This window comes from Streptomyces wedmorensis (assembly GCF_000716445.1).
Lineage (GTDB): Bacteria > Actinomycetota > Actinomycetes > Streptomycetales > Streptomycetaceae > Streptomyces > Streptomyces wedmorensis.
Window position 1 is genome coordinate 26,329 of record NZ_JNWK01000008.1, and the last position, 15,619, is coordinate 41,947.

Annotated in this window: 16 protein-coding genes and 2 pseudogenes; 9 read left to right on the plus strand and 9 right to left on the minus strand. The window is 70.7% G+C overall.

Annotated elements, in window-relative coordinates; genetic code table 11:
• Positions 1-2: 2 nt before the first annotated feature.
• The 3 genes from OO54_RS08930 (at position 3) to OO54_RS08940 (ending at position 3,295) form a co-directional block, all read left to right on the plus strand.
• A complete protein-coding gene (locus OO54_RS08930) occupies positions 3-1,268 on the plus strand; it encodes an ice-binding family protein (RefSeq protein ID WP_033202313.1) in 1,266 nt (421 codons plus the stop codon).
• A 160-nt stretch (positions 1,269-1,428) separates the two neighbouring features.
• Positions 1,429-2,124, plus strand: coding sequence for a DUF5819 family protein (locus OO54_RS08935; protein WP_399522331.1), 696 nt, complete (start codon positions 1,429-1,431; stop codon positions 2,122-2,124).
• Positions 2,114-3,295: an HTTM domain-containing protein gene (locus tag OO54_RS08940; RefSeq protein WP_106969993.1), complete on the plus strand. Its 1,182-nt coding sequence runs from the start codon at positions 2,114-2,116 to the stop codon at positions 3,293-3,295. The genes OO54_RS08935 and OO54_RS08940 overlap by 11 nt, the downstream gene beginning before the upstream one ends.
• Before the next feature lie 7 nt (positions 3,296-3,302).
• On the opposite strand, the gene OO54_RS44970 is transcribed toward OO54_RS08940, so the two are convergent.
• On the minus strand, positions 3,303-3,443 hold the full coding sequence (locus OO54_RS44970) for a hypothetical protein (protein ID WP_200146571.1): 141 nt from the start codon (positions 3,441-3,443) through the stop codon (positions 3,303-3,305).
• 327 nt (positions 3,444-3,770) lie between these two features.
• Here OO54_RS44970 and OO54_RS08945 point away from each other — a divergent pair, with 327 nt between their 5' ends.
• The 3 genes from OO54_RS08945 to OO54_RS08955 are packed head-to-tail and all read left to right on the plus strand — an operon-like array spanning position 3,771 to position 5,337.
• Positions 3,771-4,277: a hypothetical protein gene (locus OO54_RS08945; protein WP_234439208.1), complete on the plus strand. Its 507-nt coding sequence runs from the start codon at positions 3,771-3,773 to the stop codon at positions 4,275-4,277.
• 2 nt (positions 4,278-4,279) lie between these two features.
• Positions 4,280-4,663 (plus strand): tail fiber domain-containing protein, encoded by a 384-nt coding sequence (locus tag OO54_RS08950; protein ID WP_033202315.1) that lies wholly within the window; start codon positions 4,280-4,282, stop codon positions 4,661-4,663.
• Positions 4,660-5,337 (plus strand): 2OG-Fe(II) oxygenase, encoded by a 678-nt coding sequence (locus tag OO54_RS08955; RefSeq protein WP_078905109.1) that lies wholly within the window; start codon positions 4,660-4,662, stop codon positions 5,335-5,337. The genes OO54_RS08950 and OO54_RS08955 overlap by 4 nt, the downstream gene beginning before the upstream one ends.
• 279 nt (positions 5,338-5,616) lie before the next feature.
• Here the strand turns inward: OO54_RS08955 and OO54_RS08960 are convergent, their stop codons facing one another.
• Positions 5,617-6,294 carry an esterase/lipase family protein gene (locus tag OO54_RS08960; RefSeq protein WP_033202316.1) on the minus strand — a complete coding sequence of 226 codons (678 nt, stop codon included), beginning with the start codon at positions 6,292-6,294 and terminating at the stop codon, positions 5,617-5,619.
• 193 nt (positions 6,295-6,487) lie between these two features.
• On the opposite strand from OO54_RS08960, the gene OO54_RS08965 reads away from it, so the two are divergent.
• On the plus strand, positions 6,488-8,701 hold the full coding sequence (locus OO54_RS08965) for a helix-turn-helix transcriptional regulator (RefSeq protein WP_033202317.1): 2,214 nt from the start codon (positions 6,488-6,490) through the stop codon (positions 8,699-8,701).
• A 27-nt stretch (positions 8,702-8,728) separates the two neighbouring features.
• On the opposite strand, the gene OO54_RS08970 is transcribed toward OO54_RS08965, so the two are convergent.
• Together OO54_RS08970 and OO54_RS08975 are read right to left on the minus strand one after the other, a co-directional pair.
• Positions 8,729-9,163 (minus strand): DUF1206 domain-containing protein, encoded by a 435-nt coding sequence (locus OO54_RS08970; RefSeq protein ID WP_033202318.1) that lies wholly within the window; start codon positions 9,161-9,163, stop codon positions 8,729-8,731.
• 189 nt (positions 9,164-9,352) lie between these two features.
• Positions 9,353-9,691, minus strand: a complete 339-nt coding sequence (locus tag OO54_RS08975) for a MerR family transcriptional regulator (RefSeq protein WP_033202319.1) — start codon at positions 9,689-9,691, stop codon at positions 9,353-9,355.
• Positions 9,692-10,433: 742 nt separating this feature from the next.
• On the opposite strand from OO54_RS08975, the pseudogene OO54_RS47220 reads away from it, so the two are divergent.
• Positions 10,434-10,818 (plus strand): annotated as a pseudogene (locus OO54_RS47220) (ATP-binding protein).
• A 49-nt stretch (positions 10,819-10,867) separates the two neighbouring features.
• Positions 10,868-11,098 (plus strand): annotated as a pseudogene (locus tag OO54_RS47225) (hypothetical protein); the annotation flags it as partial.
• A gap of 291 nt (positions 11,099-11,389) precedes the next feature.
• Here the strand turns inward: OO54_RS47225 and OO54_RS08980 are convergent.
• The 5 genes from OO54_RS08980 to OO54_RS09000 form a co-directional block, all read right to left on the minus strand.
• Entirely contained in the window at positions 11,390-11,719 is a 330-nt protein-coding gene (locus OO54_RS08980) for a CBS domain-containing protein (protein WP_051786800.1), read from the minus strand.
• A 45-nt stretch (positions 11,720-11,764) separates the two neighbouring features.
• Positions 11,765-13,276: a DEAD/DEAH box helicase gene (locus OO54_RS08985; protein ID WP_033202320.1), complete on the minus strand. Its 1,512-nt coding sequence runs from the start codon at positions 13,274-13,276 to the stop codon at positions 11,765-11,767.
• 253 nt (positions 13,277-13,529) lie between these two features.
• Complete coding sequence (locus OO54_RS08990; protein ID WP_033202321.1) at positions 13,530-13,733, minus strand: cold-shock protein; 204 nt, start codon at positions 13,731-13,733, stop codon at positions 13,530-13,532.
• An 820-nt stretch (positions 13,734-14,553) separates the two neighbouring features.
• Entirely contained in the window at positions 14,554-15,225 is a 672-nt protein-coding gene (locus OO54_RS08995) for a nucleotidyl transferase AbiEii/AbiGii toxin family protein (protein WP_033202322.1), read from the minus strand.
• Positions 15,222-15,569 carry a hypothetical protein gene (locus tag OO54_RS09000; protein WP_033202323.1) on the minus strand — a complete coding sequence of 116 codons (348 nt, stop codon included), beginning with the start codon at positions 15,567-15,569 and terminating at the stop codon, positions 15,222-15,224. The genes OO54_RS08995 and OO54_RS09000 overlap by 4 nt, the downstream gene beginning before the upstream one ends.
• Positions 15,570-15,619 lie beyond the last annotated feature (50 nt).

Genomic DNA, 15,619 nt, shown 5'->3' on the forward strand with positions numbered 1-15,619 from the left:
TGATGAAGCTGCACATCCCTCGAACGACTCAGCGCCGCATTCTGTCCGGCGGGCTGGCCTCGGCCCTCGCCACAGCAGTTGCCGCCGCCATGGTCGCCGTCACGTCGACGCAGGCACTTGCCATCGCGACGCCCGTTCCTCTGGGCACGACTGCCAGCTACTCCGTCCTGGCAGGCCAGGGAGTCACCAACACCGGCAACTCTGTGCTCGATCACGACCTCGGGACGCACCCGAACCCGGCCATCACCGGCTTCCCGCCCGGCCTGGTACTCGGCGCTGTGCACCCCGCAGACGCCGCGGCCGCCCAGGCCAAGAGCGATCTGATCGTGGCGTACAACAACGCGGCCGGCCAACTCACGGGCCAGGCGCCGGACTTCCCGCTCGCCGCAGGAATCGGCGGGGGGCAGGAGCTGCTTCCCGGCGTCCACAGGGCCACATCCGGTGTCGGCCTCACCGGTGACCTGATCCTGAACGCCGGGGGAAACCCCAACGCGGTCTGGGTGTTCCAGATTCCCGAAGCCCTGACGACGGCATCCAACAGCAGGATCCTCCTCACCAACGGTGCTTCGCCGTGCAACGTCTACTGGCAGATCGGGAGTTCGGCGACCCTCGGCACCACCTCCACCTTCGTGGGCACCATCATGGCCCTGACCTCGATCTTCGTGAACCAGGGGGCGAGCGTCGAGGGGCGGGCACTGGCCCGCAACGGCGAAGTGACGCTCAACAACAACAGGATCTTCCTCGGCGGGTGCGCCACCGGCGGTACGACGACCGGTACGACGACCGGTACGACGACCGGCGCGACGACCGGTACGACGACCGGTACGACGACCGGCGCGACGACCGGTACGACCGGAGGGACCACCGGTACGACGACGGGTACGACTCTGGGTCTGATCGGCGGCACCCTCATCGGCGGGCCCAGCGTCAACCTGGTGGGCGGCGGCACCTCGGGGAACATCGCGGGCAACACCTCCGGGAACACCGTGGGCAACACCGCCGGGAACACCACTGGCGGTAACACGTCGGGCAACAGCGCTGGGAACACGACCGGCGGCTCCATCACCGGCGGGAACGTCGCCGGCGGGAACGGCGGCAAGCCGGACCACGGTGGGCCGGACCACGGCGGCAAGCCCGAGCACGGTGGGCCGGAGCACGGGCACGACGAGGGGCCCGGCAAGCCGGAGCACGGCGACCACGGCGACCACGGTGAGCAGGCTGACGGGCACTACGGCTACGCCGACAAGCCCGCGGTCCACGAGGGCTGAGCAGCAGGCCGCATAAGACCGTTCATCAGATGACGGCGCGCGGCGGAATCCTCAGCGGTTCCGTCGTGCGCCGCCGGTGAGAGACGCAGAGACTCAGGCGCGAGCAGCGCATACGCGAAGGACAGGGTGGGCGGTGTCGAGCGGAATCGAAACAGCGGCCGTGCAGGAACTTCAGCAGTCCGGTTCCGATCCGGCCCCCCCGCCACCAGAACACGACAGAGCGACCCTGCCGGACAGACGGCCCACGAGGGTCCGCGCACTGAGAGCGGGGCTGCGCACGGCCGTGGCCCTGTGTCTGGTGACCACGCTGGTCCATGTCGTCATGGTGTTCCTTCACGTAGCCCCCTCCAACACCGTATCGAAGCGGTACAGCCCACAGGTCAACGGATGGGTGTACCCCCTTTTCGAGCAGAATTGGCGACTTTTCGCACCGGACCCCGATTCCTTCAACCGGAAGGTCCTGGTGAGAACTGCACAAACGGCCTCCGACGGATCGGTACGAGTGAGCCCCTGGTTCGACCTGGCCGCCGTGGACAATGCCGCAGTCGACCACAATGCATTTCCAAGCCACACGGCTCAGAACCTTTTGCGCCGCGCTTGGAGCTCCTATGTCGAGACGCACGGAGGAAGCGACACGGCACGTTCGGAACGGGCGGTGATGATGCAGCAGTACCTGCGCAATATCGCCGCGGACCGCTTCGCCGCCCGCCACGGTGGCGACACGTTCGACTTCGTTCAGCTTCGGGTCGTCACGATGCCCATCGCCGCTCCCGGCACCGCCGCCGGCAACCGCCCGCCGGTACCCACCGAGAACCGGCTCCTGCCCTGGTGGAAGGTGACCCCCCATGGGAATTGAGCAGCCCTCCCGGCCCTCCTCTGCGGCAGCCGCACCACAACGCCCCCAGAGTCCGGGGACTTCGCTCGTCGGTGTCGCCCGTCAGTGGCTCCTCGGCCAGGTCAGCGCTCTGTGGGCCCTCCTCACCGGCCGCCCGGTGTCCTTGTATGCCGCCTCGGTGCTGCGCATCGGCTACGGGCTGCTCTACCTGGTCTTCCTGCTCCGCGAGTTCCCGCACCGTGGAGAGATCTGGGGACCCGAGTCCCCTTGGACGCCTGCGCTGGCGGAACAGCTCTTCGAGCAGACGGGCTGGAACAGCGTCCTGATCCTGTCCGACAGCCCCGCCTATTTCGAGTTCTGCTACGCGATGGCCGTCGTCACGTCCGTACTGTTCATCCTGGGCTGGCGGACCCGCGTCATGTCCGTCCTCTTCGCCGTCGTGGTGATCTCGTTCCACGCGAGGTCGATCTTCATGACGGACGGGGGCGACAACCTGGTCCTGCTGATGGCCGTGTACCTCGTCCTGACCGCGTGTGGTCGGCGCTGGTCCCTGGACGCACGCCGCAACCGGCTCAAGTCGGCTCGTGCGGGCGACGTGCCGGAGCCGGTGCGGGGCTTGTACGCGCAGGAACTCCGCCACGCCCGCGTCACCTTGACCACCGTGGTGCACAACTGCGGCGTCTTCGTCATCGCCGCACAGGTCTGCTTCCTCTACGGATCGGCGGGCCTGTACAAGGTCCAGGGTTCCACCTGGGGCGGCGGCACCGCTCTGCACTACGCGCTGAACCTCGAACTGTTCCAGCCCTGGCCCGCGCTCTCCCACCTCGTGGACGATTTCCCGATGGTGATCGCCATCACCGGCTACCTCACGGTGCTCGTCCAGGTCGCCTTCCCGTTCGTACTCTTCGGCCGGCTCAAGTACCCCGTTCTTGCCGTGCTGCTCGGGATGCACATCGGCATCGCCGTACTCATGGGGCTGCCGCTCTTCTCCGGCGCGATGATCATCGCGGACGCCGTGTTCCTGCCCGACCGCTTCTACACCTTCCTGCCCCGACTGTGGCGCCGTGCGGCACAGCGCACCGGAATGCGGCAGGCGGCACCCGGCCGGGCCACAGGATCGGGATCCGTACCCGCACAGGGAAGACCCGAGCTACCCGCCCCGCAGGACCAGGTCGTTCCGAGTGGAGGGTAAAAGCGGTTCAGTCCACGCGACGGGCCCTGTGGCGGACCTCCCGGAGGCTGACCTCGGACGGGAGACGGTCCGGGCCTGCCGGGTCCCGTACGCGTGCGAGCGTCTCCTGGCCGAGCCGCCCCAGGTTCCTGACCTGGGGCTTTGTCATGGAGCGGATGACGGGAACCGAACCCGCGCCATAAGCTTGGGAATCACCGTTGCCCGGTGGTCAGGGTGGCCCCTTGCTGGCCGATATGAATCGTCCGCGTTCGTCACGGTGCCGTCGGCGATTCATCAGATGGTGCGTACTCGTGTTCATCGGACGCGCATGCCGGACGGGTGTGGCTACGGTCGTTCGCGTCGTCCCACGGGGGCGGCATCGGTCGAGTGCCGCATGCGCCAGGACCGTCCCGGCCTTCCACGCCGGTGCGGAGCGCGCCCGAGCGGCTCCCAGGGAGTGGACATGGGTTCTGTCGGTCGTAGGACCGTCGCGGTGATGGCAGCCGCTCTGGCGTCGCTGGGGGCGGGAAGCGGTGTCGCCGCGACCGCGACCCCCTCGTCGCCCGCGCCGTGCAGCGGCGCGGAATGCCCCAGCCTCAAACCGGTCAGGCTCACGACCAGCCAGGCCACCTTGAACGTCACCCAGATGCAACTGGAGAACATCCACGCGATGGCCTCCGACGCCATCACCGGGGAGCCCATCCGGGGAGCGAAGATCGTGTTCGCCACCGTCGGCGGCCGGACGCTGGGGGCCGCCTTCACCGACTACGACGGTGTGGCCTCGATCACCGCCCCGGAGAACCTGGGTCCCGGAACCCTCCAGGAGCTGCTCGGCGGCTACGAAGCCGCGCTCGTCGGCGACGGCGTGCACGCTCCCGTCGGGGCCCACGGGGCGATCACCGTCGGTACCGACCAGGGGCCCGGGGTGCCGGGCGCTCCCTGCTCGCTCTGCAGTGACCGCGGGCTCAAGCAGGACGTGGTCCCGGTCGACTGGAGCCGGTGACGATGCGGATCCTCGGCAGGCGGGCCCGGGCGGCCGACGACGCCGCCCCGGACCCCGCCGCGGCAGGGCCACGGGAGAGCATCGGCGTGGCCCCGGTCGGCGCGGTCAACGGCTTCGCCGTCCTGGACGCCGTGGCCGCGCTGCCGGTCAGCACCTGGCGCTACCTCTGGGAGCCCGAGGGCGTCCGTCACCTCGGGCCGATGGCCCAGGACTGGCACGCCGCTTTCGGCTTCAACCGGGACGACACCAGGATCCCCGTCGTCGACGGCCTCGGCGTGTCCTTGGTCTGCATCCAGGCGCTCCAACGCCAGGTGGAGGACCTCAGGGCCGAAGTCGCCGTGCTGCGCGAGGCCGCGGCCGGCACTCCGTCCGAGGCGGGGCGATGACGACGCAGGGTCTGTCGCCGGTGTCCACGGATGCGATCTGGCGGCTGCCGGTGACGGTCTGCCGCATCACCGGGTTCCTGGGCGAGCGGACGGCAGGCCTCCTGCTGGAGCGTGCCATCGCCTCCACCGGCGACCGGCTCGAACCCTCCCTGGTCCGGGACCGGGAGTTGGCCCCTGACCTGCGCAAGTCCCGGTCGTGCCCCGACTTCCAGGCGCCTGAGCTACTGGCGGCCATCGACGACGTCCGAGAGGCGGTCGAGCACGTCCTGGGAGTCGACTGCCGCTACACCGAGCCCAGTTACGGTCTCAACGTGCACAACGACGGGGACTTCTACGGACCGCACCAGGACACCAGCGCCGCGTACGCCCCCCGCCGTCTGCTCACCTTCGTGTACTACCTGCACCGCACGCCCCGGCCGTTCGGGGGCGGCGAGCTGCGCGTCTTCGACGCCGCCCTGCCGCTGCACACCGAGACGACCGGAGAGTGGCAGGAACGTACCTGGCGGGACTGGGAGCCCGAGCACGACAGCATCGTGTTCTTCCTTCCCACCGCCTGGCACGAGGTGCGACCGGTCGTGTGCCCCGAAAGGCAGCACGAGGACAGCCGCTTCGCCGTCAACGGCTGGCTGTGCGCACCCGACCCGACGCACCGAGGGGGCGGCGCGTGCCGGTGAGAAGCGGGACCCGAGCACGGTGCTCCGCGACGGAAGGCGGCGTTCCCCGAGGTGACGGATCACCGTTCACTCGGGGCGCCGCCGAGTGGACCTCACGGGAGGACCGGCCGGGGACGTCGGTTGCGCGAGACCGGTTGCCCGACGGGACGCCGTCGCCTGCTCACCGGTCCTCCGCGCGAGACGGACCCGGGACCTGGTCCCGGGCCGAGGCACCCGGGCGGAGGACGGCCTCGGGGCGACCGCCCTCCGCCTCCGGGGCTCAGTCGGTGACGGCTCGCGTCATCTGACGAAGTTCCGCGTCAGCTGCGAGACGTTCTCGCTGACCAGCAGCCACGCGTGCTCCACACACCCCACGTTGGTGTTGCTCGCGCCGGACAGGACCGTGCTCGAGTCCGGGTTGATCAACTCGTCGCACGTGGACCAGAAGGTCCCGTAGTTGACGGCCCCGGGCGTCTCGTCGCCGCTGTTGAGCGCGGTCAGGAAGGTGCTGCCCGTCGCCATCTCCTTGCACGACGCGAGCGCCCAGTCGCAGACCTGCGCCGCGTTCGTGCCGTGGTTCGGGCCGCCCAGGGACACCCAGTCGTCGACGTACGAAGTGCCGCCGAGGAACTTCAGGTACCAGCGCGAGCCCAGGCCGCCCATCGAGTGGGTGACGATGTCCACCTTCGCCGCGCCGGTGCGGGCGCGCAGCGCGTTGACCTGATCGCGGATCTGCGCGGCGGTCGTCTCGTTCGACTGGAACGGGTTGTACGACATTGCGTACAGCCGGTCGGCCGGCCAGCCGGACGCCTTGAAGTCGGAGACCATCGCGTCGAAGTTCCACGCGCCGCCCTTGTATCCGTGGACGAACAGAACCGGATCGGGCACCGCCGCCTGGGCCGGGGCCGCCGGCAGCAGGATGGACGCCGCCGCGGCACAGGCCGCGGCGGCGGAGAGCGCACGGGTGAACCGTCGCATCGGGGTTCCTCTCGCTCGTTGGGGGAGCCCCAGAGTGAGGGTGGCGCGACGCCACGGCCATCGGCTGTTTCACCGGTCTTTACACCCCGGTAACTTAGCTCTAGCGTTACGAGACATGCCAGTTGGGCCACGCAGCGCGGGTGCGCTGGGACAACAGTCGGGTGACTGCGCCCCCGGGCTGTCACAGGACGGCGTGAGCGTTCGCATCCGGCTCGCGGTGTACGGCGACGCGCGCGCGGCGGCCGAGTTCACCGCCGCACTCACCGCGCGTGAACGCGCCGGCCTCGACCCGCTGCCGGATCCGCTGACCCGCCGACTGCTGGCCACGGAACAGCACCGTGCCCGCCTCGCCCGGCTGCCGGCCGCCACGCGCCGACTGCTGCTGCTCGCCGCCGCCGACCAGCACCCCGTGGAGAGCCGGGCGTTCGACCGCGCGGTGGTCGCCGCCGGGCACGAGTCCACGGACCTCGAACCCGCCGAGGAGGCCGGCCTCATCCGCCCCACCGCCGCCGGTCTCGTCTTCGCCGACCCGCTGGTACGGGACGTGGTGTACGACAGCGCCGGACCCGAGGAGCGGCGCCTCGCCCACCGGTCGCTCGCGCTCGTCCTCGACCCGAGGACCGAGCCCGGCCCGTGGAACTGGCATCGCGCCTGCGCCTCCCTCGGCCCGAGCAGCCGCCTCGCCCGCGCCCTGGCCGACGCACCCGCCCCCGACCCGGCGACCGCTGCCCACCACGCGGAACGCTCCGCGCTCCTCAGCCCCGACACCGCCGTCCGCCACGCCGCCCTCGCCCGTGCCGCCCTCTACGCCTGGCACGGCGGCCGGCCCGACCGGGCACGCTGCCTCCTCGCCGCCGCGGAACGCACGGCTCCCGGCACGGATCCCCGCGTGCGGCTGCTGCGCGGCCTGGTCACCTTGCGCTCCGGGCATGCCCCCGATGCCTACGACGACCTCGCCGAGGCGGCGACCTCGGCTTTCGCCGGCGCGCGGGGGGCGTGCCCCGTGACCGGCGCGGGGCGTTCGGCGACCGGCGGTACGCCTGCCGGCTACGCCTTCGTCGCCCCCGTGACCGCCGCGTACGCCCTCGCGTACGCCGCCGAAGTCGGCCACTACACCGGCGACCTGCACCGCTGCCACCAGGCCGCGGTCCTCGCCCGGAAGAGCCCGCCACCGTCCGCTCCCGCCGCCCGCGCCCTGCTCGCGGGACTCACCGGGATCGCCTCCGCCGTACGTGGCCGCTACGCCGAGGCCGCCGTCCGGCTCCGTGAAGCCGTGTCCCTCGCCCGGCACGGCGACGACCCCACCGTGCTGGTGCATGCGGCGCTGGCCGCGCTCTACCTCGGCGACGACGACCTCGCCCTGGCCGTGGCGCACCGGGCCGAGTCCGCCGCCCGCGCCCAGGGCGAACACGCCGTCCTGCCCCGGCTGCTGGAGTTCCGCGCGTACGCCGAGGCGTGGAACGGGCGCCTCGGCGCCGCGACGGCCACCGCGGTCGACGCGCACCGCCTCGCCCGCGAAACCGGCCAGGACAACGTCGCCTGCCACATCCTGGCCGGCCTCGCCCTGCTGGCCGCGGTCCAGGGCGACACCACCACGTGCCGGGACCGCGCCCGGCAGGCCCGGACGTACGCGGCGGAGCACGGCATCGGGCTCGCCACGGCGCTCAGCCTCTGGGCGCTCGCCTACCTCGACCTCACGCAGGGCCGCCCCGCCGAGGCCGCCTCCCAGCTGCGCACCCTGGCCCGCCTCGGCCCCGGGCACGGCCATCCGGCGATTCGGCTGCTCTCCACCCCGCACTACGTGGAGGCCGCCGTCCGCGCCGGCGAACCGGCCGCCGCGGCCGCGGCGGCCGTCGGCTACACACGCTGGGCGGACACCGTCGCCAGCCCGGGTCATCTGGCCCTCGCGGCCCGCTGCCGGGCGCTGCTCGCCTCCGGCGGGGAGGCCCTCACCCACTACCGTGACGCCCTGGACCTGCACGACGCGGACGGCCGTCACCTCGAACGCGCGCGGACCGAGTTGCTGTACGGCATCGCCCTCCGGCGGATGCGGCGTACCGCGGAGGCGCGGGACCGGCTGCGTGCGGCGCTCCAGGCGTTCGAGCAGTTCGGGGCCCTGCCCGGCGCGCGGCACGCGGAGGCGGAGCTGCGCGCACTCGGCGATACGGCCCGGTGCGCCCGCCTCCCGGCAGCGGCGGCCCTTGGCGCGCTCACCGCGCAGCAGACCCTGATCGCCAGCATGGTGGCGGACGGAGCGACGAATCGCGAGATCGCGATCCGGATGGTTCTCAGTCCCCGCACGATCGACCACCACCTTCGCGGCATCTACGTCCGCCTCGGCATCTCGTCGCGGGTGGAACTCGCGCGCCTCGTCGACGCACAGGGCACGGCAGGCTCCTCTCGGTGATCCGGCGATACCCGTGTCGACCGCTGTTCACCGTTCCGAAGGGCACGGACGGGGCACGGTCGTCATTGCCGCGATCGTGCTGGGCATCATCGGCGCGGTCGCCGAAGGACTGTTCTGCCCGCTGATCGTCGGCCTCGTCGTGTTCGCCGCAGCCGATCGTCTGCGCTCGACCTGCCCGTGCGGCAGATCAGGGAGGCCCACAGCGGCGGCGATCAGCAGGGCGGGCCCTGCGGGCGTGGCGGCGAACGAGTGCAAGGTCTCGTCCAGGCCCTTGGCCTGGCTAGGGTCGTACCGCACGGCGGCCAGCAGGACGGACAGGCCGGCCCCGGCCGCGACCGGGCCGGTGGCGGCAAGGCCGTGAGCGCGTTCCGGGGGCGCCCGATTCGGAACGCGCGAAGCAGCCGTGCGTCTTGAGCCCCGGGCCCCTGGTTCCGCCCAGTCGATGGACGTCTCCCGCACCATGCGGGAGGCGGAGGCGATTGCCCCGGTCCTGCGGCACAGCACAGCAGAACGCCCACACCGAAGGCATGGGCAAGGGAACTTCCGAACCGCGGCAGTCAACCGGGGCGGCACACGTCCGACACCCCGGCACCAGAGGAGACGCCCGCCTCGGTGCGGGGGCCCGCCGAGGTACGGCGGGCGGGCACCGTCTCAGGCCGAGGCCGGCGGGTCGGCCGTTTCGGCGGCGCGGCGGTATTCGGCGTTGATGCGCTGGGCTTCTTCGAGCTGGTCTTCCAGGACGATGATGCGGCAGGCGGCCTCGATGGGGGTGCCCTGGTCGACGAGTTCTCGGGCGCGGGCGGCTATGCGCAGCTGGTAGCGGGAGTAGCGGCGGTGGCCGCCCTCGGAGCGGAGCGGGGTGATGAGGCGCGCTTCGCCGATGGCGCGGAGGAAGCTCTGGCTGGTGCCGAGCATCTCGGCCGCGCGGCCCATGGTGTAGGCGGGGTAGTCGTCGTCGTCGAGTCGGCCGTAGGAGTCGTCTGCTGTCATTTGCACCTCTCTCATGGAACGCGTTGAGGGGCCCTGGCGCCGTACGGCACCAGGGCCCCGAAGGAACTTCTACACCACGTGCCGACCCTGATACTGCGTCGGCCTTCTGTGTCCGCAGACCCGACCTGGCTGCTGTCGGGAGTGCGGGGATCGCGGTTGCTTGACCGGAGACCACCTCGCTATCGATGTCCTGCGGTACCCGGACTCAAGAGTTTCGTCCGGGCGATCCTTATGGTGCTTCGTTCCTCCGTTCTTCCCTCGGTGATCAACTTCCTACCATCGGGGTACTGCTCACTCTTCACTGCTGGGTACTGCGTACTGCACTCACGGGTACCGCGTCTGTCATGACCGCGGTCCCGCTCATGGCGGCCCCTGATCACTGCGGGCCACCCGGTCCGGCCGTCAGTCCCGTCGCCGTCCTGCAACCAACCTGGCTTCGAAACTCCACAGCCGCACCGTCCTGCGTACTGCAACTAAAGGTGCTGCTGCTCGGCAGTTCGTCTCTGCCGAGCTCTTCTGTCTCTCTGGCTACGAGAGAAACCATAGCGACGCCGACACCCAATGTCTACTCCGGCCAATGCAGATTTTTGAGCGTCGGGTGGCGAGGTAATCGACCTCGAACAGTGATGGGGGCGGGGTGTGGCGCGTTCGCATCGGGTTGACCGCCCCATGTCGGGGCAGACGCAGCGGACGGGAAGGAACGGGCAGGGCGATCCAGAGATCAGGGGGCCCAACGGAGACGATGGGCGTCGACGCCGCGACAGACTGCCCTGCCGGACCCGTCGCCGCCGCACGCGACAGCGCCCGGCATTTTCTCGAAGGGCTCGTGCCGGCGCTCGCGTCCGAGGCCGCCGACACCGTGGTCCTGGTGGTCTCGGAGCTCGTCACCAACGCCCTGCGCCACGGCGGCGGTACCTGCCCCCTGGACCTGACCGCGCACCGAACGGCATCGAGGTGGCCGTGCACGACCACAGTCCCCGTGCCCCGCGCATGTGCGCCCCCGCCCCGACCCCGACGTCGGCGCCGGAGGCTTCGGCCGGCCCCCGGTCAACCGACTCGCCACGTCGACCGCGGTCACCCGGCGAGCCTCCGGTGGGAGGACGGTGTCCGCCCTTCTCTTGCGGTAGCAGGACCGGTTGAGGGGCGGGGCGACCCGGTCGGCCGGCGCCCGAGGCGGTGCGGAGGCAGCGGGTGTCAGAGGTCCTGGCGGACTCGGCCCGCTTGGGAGGGTTCTCCGCCGTCTTCACCGCCACGACGCGGGGGGACGGGCCGCCCGCCTGTCTGCACTTCCCCATGGCGCGGATCCTTCAGGGCACGGTGGGGATCCCGGAGGCAGGCTGGATGTACCGCGTCTCGATCGTGGACGTCAGCGCTTGGACCGTGGGCGACTTCAGCCACTCCGATCATTGGCTTCGCGCCGGTGGGGGAAACCGCCCACCGATATGCGAGAGGGCCCGACCGGCGTGTGCCGGGCGGGCCCTCTCGGTTGTTCGGGTGCCGGCTCACGTTCGCCCGTGGGTGGCGATCAAGCCGCCGCGGGGGAGCCGAGCAGCGCGGAGGCGTGCCGGATCGGGTCGAGCCCGCGGACGGCACGGTGGCCCGGGGAAGGGTGCGGCAGAAGGGGGTGGTCCCGCCGTGGTGACGCGGTTCACGCAAGGACGAGGGTGGGCGCGGGGACGCCCGGGGGTGCCGTCCTGTTCACCCACGACGGACGGGGCGACGACCCGGCGGGGCGGTGGCCGAGGTGAGCGGCCCGCCGTCGCGGGAGAGGTCGCGCAGCCGTAGCCGGTCGGTGCGGGCGGGGCTGTCGCGGACGGTGGTGAGCTGGGCCCGGGTGACGAGGCCGATGCGCAGATCGTCGTCGCAGACGAGCAGGTGTCCGGTGCGGGCGCCGGCCATGACCGAGAGGGCCACCTCGACGGTCATGTCATCGCCGGCCTGCGGTCCGGCCACGTCCATGGTGTCGGCCGCCGTCGGGTGCGCGGGAGCGGGGCGCGTCGGGCGGGGCTGCGTCCGGACCGGCGTCACGACGTGCCCCTGAGGGGACGGGTCGGCTTCCGGATCACGTGGCGCTCAGGCCGCCGCGTCGGCGGCGGAACGCCGTGCGCCGGCGCGCCTCGCTGCCGCGGCGGGACCGCGTCGACCTCGGGAGGTCGCGCTGCGCTTGCGCTGCTCGGTGGGCGGAGCGGTGATCGTCACGGGGATGCCGGACGGGGTCCGCGCGCCGGTGATCCGGGTGAGCGCCTCCTCGCCCGATCGGACCTGGGTGGTCTGGGGCACGATGCCGGCGGTGGTCATGAGGCGGGTCATGTCGCGGCGCTGGTTGGCGGTGACCAGGGTGACGACGCTGCCGGACTCACCGGCCCGGGCGGTACGGCCGCCGCGGTGGAGGTAGTCCTTGTGGTCGGTCGGCGGGTCGACGTTGACGACGAGGTCGAGGTGGTCGACGTGGATGCCGCGCGCGGCGACGTTCGTCGCGACGAGGACGGTGACGTGCCCGGTCTTGAACTGGGCGAGGGTGCGGGTGCGCTGCGGCTGTGACTTCCCGCCGTGGAGGGCGGCTGCCCGGACACCGCTGTCGAGGAGGTCCTGGGTGAGGCGGTCCACGGCGTGCTTGGTGTCCAGGAACATGATCACCCGGCCCTCGCGCGCCGCGATCTCGGTCGTCAGCCGGTGCTTGTCGGCACCGTGCACATGGAGGACGTGGTGCTCCATCGTGCTGACGGCGCCCTGTGAGGGGTCCACGGAGTGGACGACGGGATCGGTGAGGTAGCGGCGGACCAGGAGGTCGACGTTGCGGTCCAGCGTCGCGGAGAACAGCATCCGCTGGCCCTCGGGCCGGACCTGGTCGAGCAGCGCGGTGACCTGCGGCATGAAGCCCATGTCGGCCATCTGGTCGGCCTCGTCCAGGACGGTGATCGAGACCCGGTCCAGTCGGCAGTCACCGCGGTCGATGAGGTCCTTGAGGCGGCCGGGGGTGGCCACGACGACTTCGACGCCCCCGCGCAGCGCGTTCGCCTGCCGGCGGATCGGCATGCCGCCGACGACGGTGGCCAGGCGCAGCTTCACGGCGCGGGCGTAGGGGGTGAGGGCGTCGGTGACCTGCTGGGCGAGTTCCCGGGTGGGGACGAGGACCAGGGCGAGCGGCTGACGGGGCTCGGCGGCCTGTCCGGCGGTGCGGGCCAGCAGGGCGAGACCGAAGGCGAGGGTCTTGCCGGAGCCGGTCCGACCGCGGCCGAGGACGTCACGGCCGGCCAGGGAGTTCGGCAGCGTCGCGCCCTGGATCGGGAACGGGACGGACACGCCCTGTGCGGTGAGCGCGGCCAGAAGGCGCTGGTCCAGAGCCAGGTCGGCGAAGGCCTCGACGGCGGGCAGCGCCGGAGTGATCGTCTTCGGCGGTGCGAATTCTCCCTGCACCGCTCCAGGCCGACGGCTGTAGCCGCCGGAGCGGCTCGGAGCGCCCGAACGGCTCGGCGCGGACGAAGCGAAGCGGCTGCTCCGGGGCGAACCTGCGGTGGAGCCGTACGCGTGACCGCCGTTGCGGCGGGTGCGGGAGGAACGGTTGTTGGTGCGTGTGGGGTTCATGCAGAACCTTCCTTGATACGGCGCGTATCGAGGAATTCCGGCAGCGGATGAACAGCTTTGGGAATCACAGGCACGGGCCGAATGAAATGCAAGAGCAAGCGGCTTTGACCGGGTCGAATGACTGTCGACGCGCAAGCGGGCGAGCGAAAGAAATGTGGGTGGCTCAGGTTCGAGTGAAAGGCCTGAGAAATGAGTGCAGCCGGGGCCCGCACCCCGAAGGATGCGGGCCCCAGCTACGTATGACGCGTCAGTGTCAGGCGGAGACGATGTTCTCGGCCGTCGGGCCCTTCTGGCCCTGCGCGATGTCGAAGGTGACCTTCTGGCCCTCCTGGAGCTCGCGGAAGCCCTGGGAGGCGATGTTCGAGTAGTGGGCGAACACGTCGGGGCCGCCACCGTCCTGCTCGATGAAGCCGAAACCCTTTTCCGCGTTGAACCACTTCACGGTGCCAGCAGCCATGTCATATCTCCTTGGGGCAGTACGACGGCGTCCGTACCGTACGGACGCCGTGTCGCCGCGATGATGCCCTGCCCGGAAAATGACCGGAAATACAAAGCGCTTCCGTTCGGCACGCGGCCGACGAGAGGCGCTTGAAGTTTTTGGGTACCAAAACTGCAACTGAGTTCGACAGTAGCACGTTGCCGCAGCCCGTGTGCGTCGAATATTTCTCCCTGTGCGTCGCCGGCAAAAACTCTCTCTGCGATGGTCGTTAAATTCTCAGGCCGCGAGCGCAGGTATTCATGTACTCCGAGCGCAGCGCCTCGGAAGCAACGCGGTCGACCGACTGCGGTGGCGGCGAGGGCATCGGAATCTGTGCCTGCGGGGCGAAGGCCGGGGGCCCTCCCCGCAGCTCACGGTGGCGCGGGCCTCATGGCGGCGGTCGTCACAACGGCCCCGGCGCATTCACTCCGCCGGGGCCGCCCTTCCGGATCGTCGCACGTGAGAGTGCTCGATCCATGTCCAATTTTACGACTGTCGGCCGGGGGCGCTTGCTGGACCCCGAGAGGTCCGGACAACGACGAAGCCCCAGGCCGCCGACCTGGGGCTTCACAGAAGAGCGGATGACGGGAATCGAACTCGCTCTATAAGCTTGGGAATCACCGTCGCCCAGCTTGATCAGTTGACGCCTGACCTGCGAAAACGATGCCTGGTGCGGCGCTTCTCGTTGGCTCGGCGATACCCGTGGTGACCGCTGTGCACCGCCTCGAAGGGCACGGTTGGGGCACGACCGGCTTCCTCGGAGACGCGGCGCTTCCTCGCCGTATTCGGTGCTCGGTGATCAGTCGTCGAGTAGGTCTTCCGCCGCCTGGAGTCTCTCGGCGATGTCATCGGCCCACTCCTGAGCCCACTGGCGCAGTTCGAGGGTCTGGTGGTCGTCGAGTTCGTACGCGGCGAATTCGGTGTCGTCGATCCAGTCCGCGCCGGCGAGCCGGGCCTGAAGATCGGAGAGGTCGAAGCTCTCACGGGCGTGGCGGCGGCCGAGTTCTTCGAGTTCGGTGTGACCCCAGCGGTCGGCTGCCGCCCGGACGTCGATCAGGTCACGCGCCAGGCCGCGGTCTGCCAGTGCGCGGACCTTTGTGCCGACCACGTCCTCCAGGGAAAGCACCAAGCCGTGCTGAGTCTTCACGGGCGGACGCCAGAGTGCTTCCTTGAGGACATCGACCTCGCACTCCTCACCGGTGGCGGCCTCGGCGACGATCAGTCGCGCGAACAGCGGGTCGACCTCCAACCCCCGCACCTGCCAGCCACGTTGTTCGAGCCCGGTGCGCACGGTCGCGGCGATCTTCTCCATCGGCTCCGGGCTCTCGGTGGCGACATCGAGGTCCTTGCTGAGCCGGTTGACCAGTCCGTGCGCCTGGACGGCGTAGCCACCCGTGAGCACGAGCGGGTAGACGTCGCCCACGGCGAGGAGATCCGCGAGGAGTCGCCGGTGCAGCTCCGTGAGATTCACGCAGCAGCCTGGGCGTCGGGTGTCAGCTCGTTGAAGGCGTTCTCCCAGACGTCACGGATGTCCCGGCTGATCAGCGTGCGCAGAACGGGCCACATGGCGACCAGCAAGTCCCGGTTCAGATAGTGGACCAGGTCATCGTGCTGCCCCTCGCCCAGGACGATCCGGTAGCAGCTCATCCGCAGTCGAGGCTGGTCGAGGTCGAACCGGGACAGGCCGGACCACGCGAGGTGCAGTGGTAGGGCGACGTGGCCGTGGGTGGGACCGTCGAGCTCCGAGAGCTTGGCGGGAAGCCGCCGGGCGAATCTGGTGCGGCGGAGCTCGGGGACGCTGGGCGTGGCTGCCATGCCTTGATTATTCCGCAGGAGGGTGAGACGGCCGGGCGAATCCGATACAG